Here is a 15,885-nt window from a genome sequence, read left to right as displayed (position 1 = left end):
GATAATTCGTTTATTTTTCTACCATTTGAACTTAGCGCAATCGTTTACCAGCATGCAATCAAAATATCTCTGTATTCAACTATTTGGTTTCATCTTGTGTGAGATAGGTATAACGTTCTAACAGATCATTTTCATCAAAAATCAATTCATAGGACATTTTCTTTCCATTAAAAACGGATTCGGCAGGTGTTCCTAAAAGTTCCCATAACCCCACGGTCGCCACATCTGCAGCACCATGCCAAAATGCACGTCCGACTTTACTGGCAGTCGAATAACCTTGGGTAAAAGTATAAATTTCATGTCGTTTGCCATTTTTATATTCAGAGGTGATTGGTGCGCCAAATTCAGCAATCACCAAGTTACGAGATAGCCCTTGTTGAATCATTTCGGTATTTTTCTTGTTTGGCTGCTTGCTTGCCATGACAACTGAACAGCCTGTTGTGCCTGACAATGTAAAAACTAAAGCTATTCCTAAGCAGGTCTTTTTCATCATGTGGTATTCCCCAAATTCTTCACATTTCTATTTTTAATTTTTGATTTTCATCTGCTGTTGATCTTAATTGTTTATTTCATCTTTTTCATTTTTTTATACGACTATTCGTCTGATTTTTAGAATGATTAGCGCTTGAAAGATTCACCTTTATGAATGTTTCAGACTGAATAATGCTTTAAGTGAATTAATGTTCTGTTGGTGGCGATGTCGGTGGAACGAACCAGTTTTTCCAAGAACTACTGTGCCGAGTTTCAATTGCAACGGTAGGGATGAGCTCTTGCTTCAGCATTTTTTCTTGACCGACGGCTTTCGCCAACCGCGCTTTGACCGAGTGTATACACTCACGGTCTTCAAACTCACAGCGGTCAAGGTTGGAACCACCACAAGGTCCATTGGCTAATCCTTTAGGACAGGTTTCAGGACAAATATATAAGGTTTCACCTAAACGACATTGTCCGCAACTTTCGCAACCCACGATGCCATGTTTACTGATAAATTCTGTTTTCAGCAAGGCCGCATCAGCTTTCGGTTTTTGCCATAATTTGGCCGAAAAAATATAAGATCCCGCCCCTTTGGCCAGTTTTGAACTAAAAAATAACTCATGCATGACATGCATACTTTTATATTTCAAAACCTGTTCAACTGGAGCCTTATGGTTATTTGCGCCCGTCGGGTGGAAGTTCACATCGACACTAGAGCGCCAAAGCATCTTCCATTTTGCTAAACATTGTTCAAACGTTAATGTGGCAAATTGCAGAATTGCTTTTTGCAACTTCTCTTGTTCTTCTGCTTTATGGCAAGCCGATAAATGAACCCCTGCATAGCCCAGATGCTGACACATTAAAATTTGTAAAGCGCAGCGAGCATAGACATTTTGTTCAGATTGTATGGCATCAGTTTGCTGTTCTTGTTGCAAAAAATTTAATACATCTGCTGAAAGCACGATGCCTGCGACTTTTTGCCTGGCCATAAAACGGGCACGGGCAAATGTCAGCGGCATGACACACGCCAATACAGGTACATGTGGATAGTATTGCTGCATATAGTGTTGGTAACTGCTCAACACATCCATGTCAAAGCCCAACTGTGTAATCACATAGTCTGCGCCAGCTTGAATTTTTTTATCCAGTTTAAAAAACTGCGCATCCTTTTCTGCTTCTGCATATTTAAAAGGATTAAATGCCACTCCTAAATAAAACCCGCCAAAGTCTTTGGCTGCCATGACTTGATTGACCGACTCTAAATAACGGCTCCGTAAGCTAGGATCATTTGCCCCATCCTGATGCTGCTTGAGTTTATCACCACTGAGCAAAAGTAAATTCTCTACCCCGTGCTGCTGAGCATCTTTCAGAAAAGTTTGAAAATCTGAGATATCTCGACCTTTCCCCGAATAATGCAGAATTTTTTCAATGCTTTGAGGGTAGTCTTGCATTGCTTCTAAAGGAGCAATATCCGTGTCACTTTGTACTCGGTCAGCCAATGTCATGCACACAGGAAAGCCTGCAAATGTCGTTGGGACCAGATGCGTTTTTTGCGTCGTTAGATATTCAAACGAGATACAAAACTGGCGTTGCAATAGATATTGGGAAAATAAAGACATAAAGGCAGGCAGTTAAATCTGCTGAGAAACCATACAATAAAGTTTATAAAATTATAGATTAATCACATAAAAATTTAAATTACTTAAGCCACACTTCCGACTCTTTCTAGCCTGACCTTGAATTCGTCACGCTAGCAAGACCATGTCCCAAACCACAATTTATGCTAATATTGCGCGCGTCTTGAAATGCGGTTTTTTTCATCGTATTTCGGACTGCTTTTGGTATTTCTTCACCATTTTCCATTTCGTTCTTCCATCTTGTTCTTTTAAGGCGTGTTTTTTTAATGACTGATCTCCAACCCATTGAAAATAAACTTCAACCACGAATCAGTGTTGCGCCAATGATGGATTGGACGACTCGTGACTATCGTTTCTTTGCACGCTTGTTTAACCCCAATGTGATTCTCTACACCGAGATGGTCACCACAGGTGCGATTTTATTTGGCGGTGCCAATCGTCATTTGGACTATAACAACGAAGAACACCCGATTGTGTTACAACTTGGCGGTTCAAATCCTAAAGATTTAGCGACCTGTACCAAGATGGCACAGGACTGGGGCTATGATGAAGTGAACCTCAATGTCGGCTGTCCGAGTGACCGCGTTCAGAACAATAAAATTGGCGCATGCTTGATGGCAGAGCCTGATTTGGTTGCAGAATGTATTGCTGAAATGCGAAATGCTGTTGATATTCCAGTGACCGTGAAACACCGCATCGGGATTGATGACATGCAGTCTTATGAAGAAATGCTGCATTTTGTTGATACGGTTGCAAAGACTGGCTGTGACAATTTTATCGTGCATGCTCGTATTGCCCTGCTGCAAGGTTTGTCGCCAAAAGAAAACCGTGATGTACCACCTTTACGTTATGAAGATGTTTATCGTCTGAAACGAGACCGTCCAAATTTATTGATCGAAATTAATGGTGGGGTGAAAACCTTTGCTGAAACACAGCAACATTTACAACATGTTGATGGCGTGATGATTGGTCGTGAGGCTTATCACAACCCCTACTTATTGGCTGAGATCGGTCAGCTTTGGGATCTCGAATTACCTAACCGTTTCGATATTATCGATCAGATGCTGCCATATATTGCGAAACGCATGGAAGAAGGTGCGCCACTTTCTATCATTACCCGTCATATTTTAGGTTTATTCCAAAACCTACCGGGTGCTCGAAAATGGCGTCAGGCTTTAAGTGGTGGCAATGCCAAAACCTTTGCCGATGTGGAAAATGCCATCCAAAATATTAAAGATGCAATGCAACGTACAGAAGACTATTTACGTGATCATCCTAAAGTCGTTTTAGAAGATTAATCCTATAAAGTAAAAGCCCACTACTTTGCGGGCTTTTTTATTTTCATGCCTCACAAAGTACGTGTTTAGCAACATCGTCACAACTCAGCTAAATCATCTAAACAGTCACATCATCACTCAATGACTATTGACCGTAATGTTCCCCTTGGGAAAAGGCTCATCATAGCCAGTCCATTGATAATCTGATGGATCTTCTTCCTCACGTAAACCCACATAGCTCTCAGGCGCCGATGTAACAGGCTCAATTTCCTCGGTTGGTTGTTCCAATTCTTCAACCAAATGATTCAACTCTTGATCTAACTGCGCCTGATATTTTGCAATTTCAGCTTCGTCAATGAAGGCAAATTGTTCTTCATCTATTTTCCATGCATAACCTTGCAAATCTTTGTAAATATCGACCAAAACAGTATAAGGCTGACCATCGTATTGCAACGTCGCCTGAGCCTTAAAGCTTAATCCCTTACGTTCTAATACTTTTATATTTTGAATCCGTAAATGGTACTGCCGATAATCTGGATTCTGATCAAACTCGTGCTGCATCTGCTGCTCAATCTGCCGAGATAATTCATCTGTCGAGACAAAATAACTACAACCAGCCAAACTCAACAGTAAAAAAAAGGTGAGCCATCGAAACATATTGCATCCCCCATGATGCATTTATTCTTGATGAAAAAGTCAGACCGATCACAGATTCCGATCCAAACATTCCTCATTGTTTGCTTCATAATAGCCAATAAAACACACAGTACAAGCCAAATTATCAAGATTTCTCAATTTTATATTTAATTTTGATATCAATCACTTAAATTGCATTTTTGCTGTTTTAAAACACTGACAGCCTTGGTCTTTTGCTGACATATTTTTGTTGAAAATGACCATTTTGGTAGTGGTTTCCTAGCCTTCATATTATCAATATGAAATCGATCCTATTGTGATTTATTCAATATAAATCCTGAAATAAAACATCTTAAATGCGCCATAAAAAATCCCCGAACAGTGCGGGGATTTTGAGGAATCAACTGAAATTATTCATCATCCGTTTCAGGCTCATGATGTAGCGCATCATGTATAGCTTCCACCAATTGCTGTGCAATTTCTTGTTTTGACGCTTTCTCTAAATCACGCTTTTCCATTTGATATTGATCTGCGAAGAACACGGTCATGGCGTTTTCATCAGAAGCAAAACCAATATCTTTACGTGAGACATCATTGCACGCGATCATATCGAGTTTTTTCGCCACAAGTTTGCCTGCGGCATACTCCTCGACATTGCGTGTCTCGGCAGCAAATCCAACCATAAATGGAGGTTTTGACTGCTGCGCAATCGTTGCAACGATATCTGGGTTTTTAATTAATGCCACATTGAGTTCATCACCAGCTTTTTTGATTTTATGCTCTGCAACTTCTGCCACGCGATAATCCGCAACGGCTGCTGTTGCGATAAAAATATCACAGCCTTCATCCAGCATTTGCAGACTGGTCTCTAACATTTTAATTGCAGACTGCACATTAATCCGTCGTACACCATTTGGTGTATCTAAACTTACGGGTCCTGCGATCAGCGTTACTTTAGCCCCAGCTGCATAACAAGCCGCTGCCAGTGCGAACCCCATTTTACCTGTGCTGTGGTTGGAAATATAACGTACAGGATCTATTGACTCACGTGTAGGACCAGCTGTAATCGCCACATGTTTGCCTGCAAGCATGCCAAATTTTTCAGCAATAGCTCGCTGTGCTTGATGAAAATAGGCCGTCACTTGATTCGCTAAATCTTCTGGCTCAGGCATACGCCCTAAGCCCACATCACCACAGGCTTGAGAACCGGCATCGGGCATGATCACATGTACGCCATCTTCAACCAGTGTATTTAAATTACGCTGTGTCGCTTTGGCTGCCCACATTTGCTGATTCATCGCAGGGGCAACCCAAACGGGTGCTTTTGTTGCAAGATAAAGTGTAGAAAGAAGGTCATCTGCTAAACCCGCCGCAAATTTTGCCAGCGTGTCGCAACTTGCAGGAGCAACCAATACCAAATCAGCCCAACGTGCCAATTCAATATGCCCCATGCCCGCTTCTGCTTCGGGATTGAGTAATTCGGTATGCACAGGGTTGCCTGAAAGCGCCTGAAACGTTAACGGGGTCACAAAGGCTTGCGCACCTTGAGTCATCACCACGCGCACATCAAATCCGGCATCTTTTAATCGACGGACAAGAATGGCACTTTTATAGGCTGCGATACCACCAGTGACACCTAAAAGAATATTTTTTGTGGGCATTACACTTAAATCAAAGCTCACGAACAGGCTACCTATCTGTTGCAGTGGCGCTCACAATAGCATTAAATATGCACTGACCCAACAATCTGCTGTGAAAAAGCCGATTGACTGATAATAAAAAAGTCTAAGAATAATGAATAATTCAATTAAAAATTGGCCTGAACAAGAGCGCCCACGTGAGCGCCTGATTCAACAAGGCGCACAAAGTTTATCCGATGCTGAGCTACTGGCTATTTTCCTACGCTCTGGTTCCCAGCAGCACTCTGCTGTCGAACTTGCACGAGTCCTGATTCAACATTTTGGTCAGTTGCAAGCGCTAATGGATGCGTCACTTGAGGATTTACGCCAGTTTCATGGCATTGGAAACAGTAAATATGCTCAGCTCATGGCGGTAAAAGAACTCGGAAAACGCTATGTGAGTCAGCATTTTCAAAATGAAGCCTTGCACTTGCAACATTCTGAACAATTACAAAATTTTCTTCGCTTTGAATTTTTATCGGAACGTCAAGAAGTCTTTGGCGTGCTTTGTCTAGATGCGCATTTAAGAAAAATAAACTTTAAAAAACTTTTTTATGGCAGCCTCAATACCTGTGAAATTTCCATCAATCAACTGCTGCGTTATGCCATTTCTGAACACGCCAGCAGTATCGTCATTGCACATAATCATCCTTTCGGTCGTGCAGAACCCTCTGCTGCCGATCTGGAATTGACTCGACTCATTCAGCAGGCTTGTCAGCTGGTAGAAATTCAACTGATCGATCATTGCATTATCTCCACAGAAGGGAGTTTTTCCTTTGCTGAACATGGCTTGCTCCAAGCACACTTATCTGCATGAAACAGTTATTGACAAGTGCTTGAGCAAACCCGAAGATCATCATAATTTTTTAAAACTAGAAATTATCATTCGAACATGATCGTCCGTGACCAACCGAGTATTTTTAAACTGCTATTTTCTTGGCGAGGAACGATTTTACCTAAGGTTTTACCGCCGCTCGGGATCGTTATGTTGCTGTCTGCCATTGTGGGCGGCTTATCCTATGTCGATATCTTTCATTTTACCGAATTTCCTTTGGTCGGCTTTACCCTAATTGGTGTCGTGCTGTCGATTTTCTTAGGCTTTAAAAACTCAGCCTGCTATGACCGTTGGTGGGAAGCTCGGCGTTTATGGGGCATTTTGATTGCCAATGCACGCCATTTTGACCGTGACTGCCGTTTACTCAGTCAAGGCCGTCGTGAACGTGTGATCCAACATGTGATTGTGTTTGCCAATGTTTTGCGTGACCGACTCCGCCATCAAACCGCCAACCCCACTGAACTAGTTGAAACCAGCGGCATGAGCGCGAATGCCATCACTCAGTTATACCAACAAGCCAATGCACCGCAGTACACGTTGAGTTTGATTCAATGGGAGCTAATGCAGGCGCTTAAAGATGGTGAAATTTCAGATATTATTTATACCCAGATGAATCAGCATGTGATGGAACTCAGCACCGTACAAACAGGCTGTGACCGGATTGCCACCACGCCATTACCGTTTGCTTATTCGGTCTTGCTGAATCGAACCGTTTATTTTTTCTGTTTTGTCTTACCCTTTAGCTTGGGCTCTACTTTAGGTCTCGCAACCCCCCTTTTGGTCGGAATTTTAGCCTATACCTTTTTAGGCTTAGATGCGCTGAGTTCAGAGATTGAAGAGCCCTTCGGTACACAAAGCAATGACCTTCCATTGGACTCGATGGTGCGTACTATTGAAATTGAACTTCTTGGAACTTTAGGAAAACCCACCCCACCACCGATTCAAGCCAAAGATCATAATTTACTGTAATTGATCAATGAGTCTAAACCCTCGCTTACATAGCTTTGTCGTACACTTTTTTGGTATATCGAAGATATGTAAGTGAGAGCATTTAAGCAAAGCTCTCCCAGATTCCAACTTGCCCTTCTTTCACTCGAGGGATGTTGCCGAGTTTAATCCATGGCATATTGTCACCATGAAAATCACTCCCAACAGAAACTTTTAAGTTAAAGGCAGCAATCATACGATCCACCATTTGACGAGTCGATAATGGCTCAATTGCCGGTGGTAATTCCACTGCATCACCGCCCGCTTCAGCAAAGATTTCAATCAAATAACGAATATTGGTCGCAGATAAATCATAACGCGTTGGATGCGCCAACACTGCAAAGCCACCACTGGCATGAATCACCTCAATGGTCTCAACAAGACTTGGACCTTCAAATTTTACAAAAGCTTTTTTGCCTTCTTTAATATATTTATCAAAAGCTTGTTGTGGACGTGAAACTACCCCCTTTTCCACCAAAGTTTTGGCAATATGGGTACGTGTTACCCGATCTGGAATATGTTCGACCTTGGCAATCACATCGCTATAAATATCTTGACCAATTAACGGTATCAGTAAGTCACAAATCTGCCGAGCACGTTCCGCTCGAATACGCTTTTGATCCATCAATAAGGCTTGTATGGGCGCAGGATTTTGCATATTTAAAGCGACGATATGCACACCATAACTTTTTTTGGTCGCAGGTCTCGACCACTGGCTGGAAATCTCCACGCCAGAGATTAATTGCAGCTTTAATTCATGAGCGACTTGCTCTGCTGCCAACAATCCGTCCATCGTATCGTGATCAGTCAAAGCCAGCGTATGAATTCCAATAGCACTTGCGGCCTGCACCAAAGCCTCTGGTGACAAAGTACCATCAGAAATATTACTGTGTGTATGTAAATCTACGCCTTGCATCTCTATACTATGTCATTTATTTGATCAGATTTAGATACTCTAACATGAAAGCACTTTTAGACTTTGTGCCACTCATTATTTTCTTTTATTTATATAAAACTGTAGATCCAAAAGATACGCAGCACCCATTATTACAATTAATTGGTTCTGCTGGGGGTGTCGATAACAATAACATTCTTGTGGCAACATCAGGTCTCATCATTTCCATGCTTGTGGTTTATGGTGCATTGTTTGTCATGCAAAAATTCCGTCTAGATAAACAACAATGGATTGTGTTGTTCATGACCGTGATTTTTGGTGGTATTACCCTGATGCTAAGCGATGATTTTTATATTCGGTTAAAAGCCGTTTTACTGAACTTAGTGTTTGCTGGGGCGTTTTTACTTTCTCCACTGTTTAGTAAAGATAAGAAACCACTCATCGAACGTTTATTTGGTCCAGTCTTAAATTTAACCGCTGTCGGTTGGAAACGATTGAACTATGCATGGGCTGCAATGTTCGTGGTGATGTCATGTTTACACACCTTTTTCGCTTATTTGTTTGCAGACGGAAAATATTGGGGTGAATTCACTGCTTTTGGTGACATGATCGTGATGTTTTCCTTTATCATTATTCAGTTTATTGTATTACGTAAATACTTTAAGACCTCAGAATAATCCATTCGGTCAAAAATCAGGAAAAGTCATGCCATTATTCGTCGTAAGCTGTACAGATAATGAAGGTACAGTAGAAAAGCGCCTTGCAGTTCGCCCTCAACATCTTGAACGTCTACAAAAACTTGATGATGAAGGTCGTCTGATTGTTGCAGGTGCGATGCCTAAAGATCCGGCAAACCCGCAAGCTGGTTTTTATGGCAGTACGATCATTGTCGATTTTGAAAGTCGTGAAGCCTTAGACCAATGGTTGGCAGATGAACCTTTCCTCAAAGAAGGGGTTTATGGCCAAATTGATGTCAAACCATTTAACAAAGCATTTCCTAAAGGATAAGGTTCATGCGCGTCGTTGTTTCTAGTTTACTGGGCTTATCTTTAATTTGTTCAACTGCATGGGCTGAAGAACCGGTACCTGCACCTACTGTAGCCCCTGCTGCTCAAGCAACGACTGCAACACCTCCTCCCAATCCTGTGCCTCATACTATTCCTGCCAATAAACCGGGCATCATTAAAGTGGCGGCAACCGTCAATCCCAATGGTCAACCTCAAGATGCAAATCCATTGACCATTGAGCAATTGGCAAAAAATAAAGCGCTGCAAGATGCCAAAGTCAAAGCGATGGTCAAAGACCAATCAGTACGCTTACAACAGTTAGAAAAAGCTAACCTTGAAGCCTTGGCGCAAAACCAAGAATTACAACTTAAAAATGATAGCTTGGGCGTACAAGTACAAGTGCTGCAAAGTGAACGTAGCGCGCAGATGTTTTTATACGGCGGGACCACACTTGGTGTTGGCGTGATTTTAGGTTTCTTGTTGGCCAGTTACGTCTATACCAAACGTCGTCGTCAATGGTAATTCATTTTTCTACTTCAATTTAAAGGTTGCTTGAGTTTTGTCAGGTGCAATTCAGACTTCCGATCTCGATTGGCAAATGATCGATGGCATTGATATTCCAGTGTCTAAACAGTTTGGTGATGTGTATTTTTCGAAGGACAACGGCCTGCTCGAAACACGTCATGTGTTTTTAAAAGGGAATGACCTCGACACTCGTCTTGCGGCACTGACTGATTTTGAATATTTCAGTGTCGGCGAAACAGGTTTTGGTACAGGCTTAAATATTTTGGCCTTGTGGCAATTATGGCAACAGGTTCGTCCAGATAATCACAGTCATCTGCATGCCATTTCTGTAGAAAAATTCCCTTTATCTAAAGCAGACCTCATTCGTGCATTAAATGCATGGCCTGAATTACAACCTTTGGCACAGCAACTGATTGCGCAATATCCTGAACCCATTGCGGGATGTCATCGACTCAATTTTCCAGAAGAACGTTTTTCAATTGATCTTTGGTTAGGCGATGCACACGACGTTTTTCCGATCATGGCAAAAACTGCTACGGTCAATGCATGGTTCTTGGACGGTTTTGCACCTGCCTGTAATCCTGACATGTGGGAAGAAAACGTACTCAAAAATATCGTACGTCTATCGAACATTGGGACGACCTTCGCCTCATTTAGTGTGGCAGGTGTACTGAAACGCGGCTTGCGTGAGCATGGTATTACCATTACACGACCACGTGGCTTTGCTCATAAGCGTGAAATGCTCAAAGCCTTTTGGCTCGCACCTGAAAAGTTAGATGATCAATCCGTAGTTGCTGACTGTCCCACTTTAGACGAAAAAAAAAATTCTGAAATCACTGTAGGTCATAAGCCCCATCAAATCGCGATTATTGGCGCTGGCATCGCCGGTTTGAGCTGTGCTTGGGCATTTGCTCAACGCGGGCATCAAGTGCGTATTTACGAGAAATCAGCACCACTCAGCGGTGGATCGGGTAATCCTCTTGCCCTACTCAACCCTAAACTCTGTCCAATTGAACAAAGTGCTGAACATTTGATGACCTTGAGCTGGTTATATGCACTCAAGCATTATCAAAACTTCAAGGCATTTCGTCCTTTACAGATTCACCAATCTATTTTAAAAAATAAAGCAGAACACCTAGATTTAGCTCAAGCTTATCCTTCAGAGGTATTAGCTGCTGAAGAAGGCACGCTAAATCAATTAGCCTCAACATATCCAACCCTGCTCCTCAAACAAGCAGGCGCAGTCAGTCCACATCAGCTTCGTGACCAAATCTTGGCGCATTCACACATTGAGTTGTTACAAGCAGATATTCAACGCATTGAGCAGCAACACAATGGCGTTGCGCTATTTACACAGGATCAGCAGCTTCCATCTGCCGAGCATGTCATTCTCTGTGCTGCACGTGAGAGCATGCAGCTACAAACAGATTATCCAGAACTGCGTGCCATTCGTGGACAAGTCAGTTGGTTGAACAACCCCGCTCAACAAATGGATATGCATACAGCCTATAGTTATGGGGGCTATTGTATGCAACTGGATGCCGAACAAATGATTATGGGCGCGTCATTTTATCCCGGCCGTGATGACACCGACGTTCTCACAGAAGATCATGTGCATAACTATGAACTTATCTACAGTGTATTCCCTGACTTTGCCAAAACCTTAGCACCGATTGAGCAATGGCAAGGACGTGCCGCAATTCGCGCACAGACAAAAGACTTTTTCCCAGTAATTGGTGCAGTCCATGAAGATCAGCAAATTTATAGCTGTAGTGGACTCGGTTCTAAAGGTTTCCTGTATGCCCCGCTCTGTAGTGAAATCATTGCCGCGTTGGTCTTAAAAGAAGCCTGCCCTATTCCAACACAGCTACTCGATAAAATTCATGCAGCACGTTTTATACGACGCGCCAAAGCCAAACAAAAAACCAAGAAGCCTTATTTTCAAGGTCAGGTGCCCTCAGCACCACCTCAGGAAAAATAACGCGCAGTAAAAAAGCGCCTTTCGGCGCTTTTTTTGATTCGATCTTATTTCCCTTGTTCCAAAGGAAGACCGGCATCACGAGCAGCACGCGTGCCGCCCATTAAGATTACATATTCACGTGAGCTGTCAAAACCCTCTAGCAACTCTGCTGCACGTGGAGCTTTACTTCCGCCACCACATAAAATGTAAATGGGTTGATCCGTTGACACCTGAGTCAGTGCATCTGATGACAATGCGTTGATCGGTCGGTTAACTGCACCTTTCACATGTGCTTCAGCATAAGCACTTGCATCGCGAACATCCCAGATAATCGAGTCTTCTGGGAACTCAAATGTTGTAATTTCTTGTTTACGGATCATTGCACACTCCTTTTGATGTAAACAACACTTGGCAAATGAAGAAAACATCCCTAGCATCTCAGATATTCTTTCCCTTTGTAAAGGTCTAATCTATGCCTTCTTTTGATATTGTTTCCGAATTAGAAGTTTTTGAAGTAAATCATGCAGTTCAAAACACGCAAAAAGAAATAGCGACGCGTTTTGACTTCCGTGGTCAAGACGTTTCAATTGAGTTAAATGAGAAAAATAAGGAAATCAAAATCTCAACAGAAAGCGATTTCCAATGTGAGCAAGTGTATACCATGCTCGAAAATCATTTCTTCAAACGTAAAGTTGACATTCAAGCACTCGATCCACAAAAAATGACCGCTTCTGGTAAAAACGTCATTCAAGTGATCAAACTAAAAGACGGTCTTGACTCTGATACTGCAAAAAAAATCAATAAAGCCATTAAAGAAAGCGGCATTAAAGTGCAATCTTCTATTCAAGGCGACAAAATTCGTGTGACTGACAAGAAGCGTGACACTTTGCAACAAGTGATGGCGTTCTTAAAAGAGCAACAGTTTGGTGTGCCGCTTCAATTTAACAACTTTAAAGATTAAGGCAGTACAACTGCCATTGAGGTCAATATGGCACGTCCAAATCGTCTAAATAAACTGGTCAAAGCAAGCTCTAAATTACCCAAAGGTATTCAAAGTCGTTTGCTCAGTCGAGCTTTTGGTCGTGTCGTACCCATGGTTGGAACAGCTAAAATCCAGTATAAACATGTCAGCCCTGAGCGTGTTGAGGTGAGCATCGCCAATCATAAGGCGATGCAAAACCATATCGGGCAAGTACATGCCTGTGCCATGGCGCTGATCGCAGAAACAGCCACAGGTTTTGTCACAGCAATGAACGTCCCTGATAGCGCCATTGTCCTGATTAAAAGCTTCAAAGTTGATTTTAAGCGTCCAACCCAAGGTGGGATGACAGCCATCGCAACGCTTACACCCGAACAGCAACGACAAATGCAAAGTACAGAAAAAGGTGAAACCTTAGTACAGGTCTTCGTCACCGATGAATCTGGTGAAGCACCGATTCAATGTGAAATGCTTTGGGCGTGGGTGGCAAAATCCGCTCTGAAAAATAAATAAATGTAAATAAAACTTACTTTTAGGTAAGTATAAGTTTTACCAAATTTCAGCAAAATCAAGACTGTTTTTTACTATTTATACGCCGTAATTCCGCTCAATATGCTTGCACGACACAAATATATTGAGCACTTTATGAAAAAAATCATTCCCCTTTCACTCATCAGCCTGGCGGTGTTTTTAACTGCATGTCAAAGTACTATTCCTGCAACGCCAACGACTCCAAATCAAGCGGCTGATAGCAATATTCAAACCAGCCAAGCAGCGGAAAATAAGAAAATCGTGATTGATTTTTATGAAGGTGTCTTTCTTAAACATCAGGTTAAGACATATGCTGACCGATATATTGGCAATCAATATATTCAACATAATCCGCATGTACCTGATGGCAAAGCGCCATTTGTCGATTACTTCACCCAATATTTTAAACAGAATCCTGAAGCAAAAAACCAGATCAAACGTGCCGCTGCCGAAGGTGATTTGGTCTATTTACATGTGCACTCTACGCAGAATAAGCAAGACCGTGGAGAAGCCATTATTGATATCTTCCGTGTTGAAAATGGCAAGATCGTCGAACATTGGGATGTGCAACAGAGCATTCCTGAAACCAGTGCCAATTCAAATACAATGTTCTAAGTTTTAATTCGTGATTAATAAAAAAGCCACTCGATTGAGCGGCTTTTTTTTTGCGTCTAACTTTAATTAAGCTTGATCTGCAGCAAATTTAGCTTTTGCATCCGCAGGAATTTGACGCTTAGCACCTTTCACATCGACAGCGACAAATGTAAATACACCTTCGGTTACGCGAATTGGATCACGTGAACTGTCATGACTATCCCAAACTTCAATCTGCATTTGGATAGAGGTATTACCCACTTTTAAAATTTTGGTATATACACTGATGACATCCCCGACTTTCACAGGAACGAGGAAGGTCATTTGGTTAATTGAAATCGTTGCACAGCGTCCTTGACTGAAACGCTCTGCGTGAATTGCACCGGCCAAGTCCATTTGTGACACGATCCAACCACCGAAAACATCACCACTCCAGTTGGTGTCTGCAGGCATCGCGATGGTTTGTAGGGAAAGCGTTCCTTCAGGTTTTACATGAGTTTCTGACACTTTAGCTCCTGGCGCTGACATTTATTGAGGTAGATTTAACTGCTGGTTGAGCCATTGTTGTAACTCACCAGCACGCATTGCACCGCTTATTCTAGCAATTTCGTTGGTTTTATTCATCAAAACCAGTGTAGGAATACTCCGAACATTAAATGCACCGCTCAATCGAGGGTTTGCTTCGGTATCAATTTTGGCAAAAACCACCTTCGGATTTGATTTTGCAACTTGTGCAAAGTGTGGCGCCATCATCTTACATGGTCCACACCACTCAGCCCATAAATCGATCAGCACAGGTAAATCACTATTGCTAATAAAATTTGCAAAGTTCTTTTCATTCAACTCGATGGGCGCTAATGGAATCAATGCTTGGTGACATTGACCACATGCAGGTCCAACTTCGAGTTTTTCTTCAGGTACACGGTTTTTTGCACCACATTCAGGACACACAACGATCATTTAGCTGACTCCAACATGTTGATGTAAAAATTCTAATTGGGTTGCCATGGCTTTTTCAAACCATTGCCCATGATAAATATCAAAATGTTGCATTTCCCACTCATAATACTGCACATACGGTGCAATATTGGTCGCAGTTTCACGGCTTGATTCGATGGGAATCAAACTATCTTCTTTGGCTGCAATAAAAAGTACTGGTATGCTAATTTTACGTACATCCAATATTGGGCGATAACGGATTAGCTTAAAAAAGGCCCGAGCCGGAATTTCTCCACTCCAATAAAAGTCAGGATTGACAATCGATAAATAGCCCGCATAACTATCTTCAGACTGTAAAAAACACAATCGATGTGGATGAACTACAGGTAAAGTCGTTGGGCTCATCCCAACTTTAGAACCCATATAGTCCTGACTCGATAATTTTAACGCTTTGGGTAATTGCTGTAAGGGATACAACTTTGCACTTTCAGCGCCATCGACAAATGGAACTTGTACCATCAGCGCTTTAATATTTTTAAGCTCTGCCGCCAAACTGAGTACATAGCCACCACTCAGCGATGTTCCCCATAATACAATGCGTCTCGAATCAATCGATTTACGCTGCTGTAAATGATCAATCATGGTCCGCCAATCTTCAAGTTGAGCTTTAAGATTCACCAACTCTCTCGGACGCCCTGTGCTGCCCCCCCAATAGCGATAATCAAACAACACGACAGCATAGCCCGCTTGTACAAAGCGCTTTGCATATTGCACTAATTTAAATTGGCGTAATGCCGCTAAACCATGTGCCATGAGAATGACTGCAGGTTTTTCAACAGATTTTGGACGATAAAAGTCAGCAGCTATAACATCTTGTCCGCTTTTGACATACAGTGGTTCGACTGTATAGGCGTGCATACGCGCTCCATT

19 protein-coding genes are annotated in these 15,885 nt (G+C 42.2%); 10 read left to right on the top strand and 9 right to left on the bottom strand.

The window, feature by feature from the left end; all coding sequences use genetic code 11:
* Positions 1-79 precede the first annotated feature (79 nt).
* Positions 80-490, bottom strand: coding sequence for a hypothetical protein (locus tag MST18_RS02600; protein WP_180085598.1), 411 nt, complete (start codon positions 488-490; stop codon positions 80-82).
* Positions 491-677: 187 nt separating this feature from the next.
* A complete protein-coding gene (locus MST18_RS02595) occupies positions 678-2,093 on the bottom strand; it encodes a methylenetetrahydrofolate reductase C-terminal domain-containing protein (protein ID WP_180133596.1) in 1,416 nt (471 codons plus the stop codon).
* 284 nt (positions 2,094-2,377) lie between these two features.
* Here MST18_RS02595 and dusA point away from each other — a divergent pair, with 284 nt between their 5' ends.
* Complete coding sequence (gene dusA, locus MST18_RS02590) at positions 2,378-3,409, top strand: tRNA dihydrouridine(20/20a) synthase DusA (RefSeq protein WP_180133597.1); 1,032 nt, start codon at positions 2,378-2,380, stop codon at positions 3,407-3,409.
* Between the two features lie 117 nt (positions 3,410-3,526).
* On the opposite strand, the gene MST18_RS02585 is transcribed toward dusA, so the two are convergent.
* Together MST18_RS02585 and coaBC are read right to left on the bottom strand one after the other, a co-directional pair.
* The gene (locus MST18_RS02585; protein WP_180133598.1) at positions 3,527-4,045 is read right to left on the bottom strand and encodes an Asp-tRNA(Asn)/Glu-tRNA(Gln) amidotransferase subunit GatC; all 519 of its coding nucleotides are present in this window, start codon (positions 4,043-4,045) and stop codon (positions 3,527-3,529) included.
* A 389-nt stretch (positions 4,046-4,434) separates the two neighbouring features.
* Positions 4,435-5,706: a bifunctional phosphopantothenoylcysteine decarboxylase/phosphopantothenate--cysteine ligase CoaBC gene (coaBC, locus tag MST18_RS02580; RefSeq protein ID WP_180133599.1), complete on the bottom strand. Its 1,272-nt coding sequence runs from the start codon at positions 5,704-5,706 to the stop codon at positions 4,435-4,437.
* A gap of 112 nt (positions 5,707-5,818) precedes the next feature.
* Here coaBC and radC point away from each other — a divergent pair, with 112 nt between their 5' ends.
* Together radC and MST18_RS02570 are read left to right on the top strand one after the other, a co-directional pair.
* Positions 5,819-6,520: a DNA repair protein RadC gene (gene radC / locus MST18_RS02575; RefSeq protein WP_180133600.1), complete on the top strand. Its 702-nt coding sequence runs from the start codon at positions 5,819-5,821 to the stop codon at positions 6,518-6,520.
* Between the two features lie 75 nt (positions 6,521-6,595).
* Positions 6,596-7,507: a bestrophin family protein gene (locus tag MST18_RS02570; protein ID WP_078191309.1), complete on the top strand. Its 912-nt coding sequence runs from the start codon at positions 6,596-6,598 to the stop codon at positions 7,505-7,507.
* An 82-nt stretch (positions 7,508-7,589) separates the two neighbouring features.
* Here the strand turns inward: MST18_RS02570 and MST18_RS02565 are convergent, their stop codons facing one another.
* Complete coding sequence (locus MST18_RS02565) at positions 7,590-8,441, bottom strand: PHP domain-containing protein (RefSeq protein WP_180133601.1); 852 nt, start codon at positions 8,439-8,441, stop codon at positions 7,590-7,592.
* A gap of 44 nt (positions 8,442-8,485) precedes the next feature.
* On the opposite strand from MST18_RS02565, the gene MST18_RS02560 reads away from it, so the two are divergent.
* Genes MST18_RS02560 through mnmC form a run of 4 tightly spaced genes read left to right on the top strand, consistent with a single transcriptional unit; the run spans position 8,486 to position 11,933 of the window.
* Positions 8,486-9,097 carry an inner membrane-spanning protein YciB gene (locus MST18_RS02560; RefSeq protein ID WP_078191311.1) on the top strand — a complete coding sequence of 204 codons (612 nt, stop codon included), beginning with the start codon at positions 8,486-8,488 and terminating at the stop codon, positions 9,095-9,097.
* Positions 9,098-9,125: 28 nt separating this feature from the next.
* A complete protein-coding gene (locus tag MST18_RS02555) occupies positions 9,126-9,428 on the top strand; it encodes a YciI family protein (RefSeq protein ID WP_180133602.1) in 303 nt (100 codons plus the stop codon).
* A gap of 5 nt (positions 9,429-9,433) precedes the next feature.
* Positions 9,434-9,949, top strand: coding sequence for a hypothetical protein (locus MST18_RS02550; RefSeq protein ID WP_180133603.1), 516 nt, complete (start codon positions 9,434-9,436; stop codon positions 9,947-9,949).
* A gap of 37 nt (positions 9,950-9,986) precedes the next feature.
* The gene (gene mnmC, locus MST18_RS02545) at positions 9,987-11,933 is read left to right on the top strand and encodes an FAD-dependent 5-carboxymethylaminomethyl-2-thiouridine(34) oxidoreductase MnmC (RefSeq protein ID WP_180133604.1); all 1,947 of its coding nucleotides are present in this window, start codon (positions 9,987-9,989) and stop codon (positions 11,931-11,933) included.
* A 44-nt stretch (positions 11,934-11,977) separates the two neighbouring features.
* Here mnmC and MST18_RS02540 read toward each other — a convergent pair whose 3' ends face one another.
* A complete protein-coding gene (locus tag MST18_RS02540) occupies positions 11,978-12,292 on the bottom strand; it encodes a rhodanese-like domain-containing protein (protein ID WP_078194202.1) in 315 nt (104 codons plus the stop codon).
* A 92-nt stretch (positions 12,293-12,384) separates the two neighbouring features.
* Here MST18_RS02540 and MST18_RS02535 point away from each other — a divergent pair, with 92 nt between their 5' ends.
* The 3 genes from MST18_RS02535 to MST18_RS02525 all read left to right on the top strand — a co-directional run bounded on the left by MST18_RS02535 (position 12,385) and on the right by MST18_RS02525 (position 14,037).
* Positions 12,385-12,873: a YajQ family cyclic di-GMP-binding protein gene (locus MST18_RS02535; protein ID WP_078194203.1), complete on the top strand. Its 489-nt coding sequence runs from the start codon at positions 12,385-12,387 to the stop codon at positions 12,871-12,873.
* A 27-nt stretch (positions 12,874-12,900) separates the two neighbouring features.
* Entirely contained in the window at positions 12,901-13,404 is a 504-nt protein-coding gene (locus MST18_RS02530; protein WP_180133605.1) for a DUF4442 domain-containing protein, read from the top strand.
* A gap of 132 nt (positions 13,405-13,536) precedes the next feature.
* Positions 13,537-14,037, top strand: coding sequence for an ester cyclase (locus tag MST18_RS02525; protein ID WP_180133606.1), 501 nt, complete (start codon positions 13,537-13,539; stop codon positions 14,035-14,037).
* A 66-nt stretch (positions 14,038-14,103) separates the two neighbouring features.
* On the opposite strand, the gene MST18_RS02520 is transcribed toward MST18_RS02525, so the two are convergent.
* Genes MST18_RS02520 through MST18_RS02510 form a run of 3 tightly spaced genes read right to left on the bottom strand, consistent with a single transcriptional unit; the run spans position 14,104 to position 15,873 of the window.
* Positions 14,104-14,523 (bottom strand): acyl-CoA thioesterase, encoded by a 420-nt coding sequence (locus tag MST18_RS02520; RefSeq protein ID WP_078191328.1) that lies wholly within the window; start codon positions 14,521-14,523, stop codon positions 14,104-14,106.
* A gap of 21 nt (positions 14,524-14,544) precedes the next feature.
* Complete coding sequence (gene trxC, locus MST18_RS02515) at positions 14,545-14,976, bottom strand: thioredoxin TrxC (protein WP_078191319.1); 432 nt, start codon at positions 14,974-14,976, stop codon at positions 14,545-14,547.
* Positions 14,977-15,873: an alpha/beta hydrolase gene (locus MST18_RS02510; RefSeq protein WP_180008975.1), complete on the bottom strand. Its 897-nt coding sequence runs from the start codon at positions 15,871-15,873 to the stop codon at positions 14,977-14,979.
* Between the last annotated feature and the right edge of the window lie 12 nt (positions 15,874-15,885).

The organism is Acinetobacter sp. YH12068_T (assembly GCF_024606005.1).
Lineage (GTDB): Bacteria > Pseudomonadota > Gammaproteobacteria > Pseudomonadales > Moraxellaceae > Acinetobacter > Acinetobacter amyesii.
Note: the sequence above shows the minus strand (reverse complement) of the source record. Positions and strands in the feature narration are given on the sequence as shown.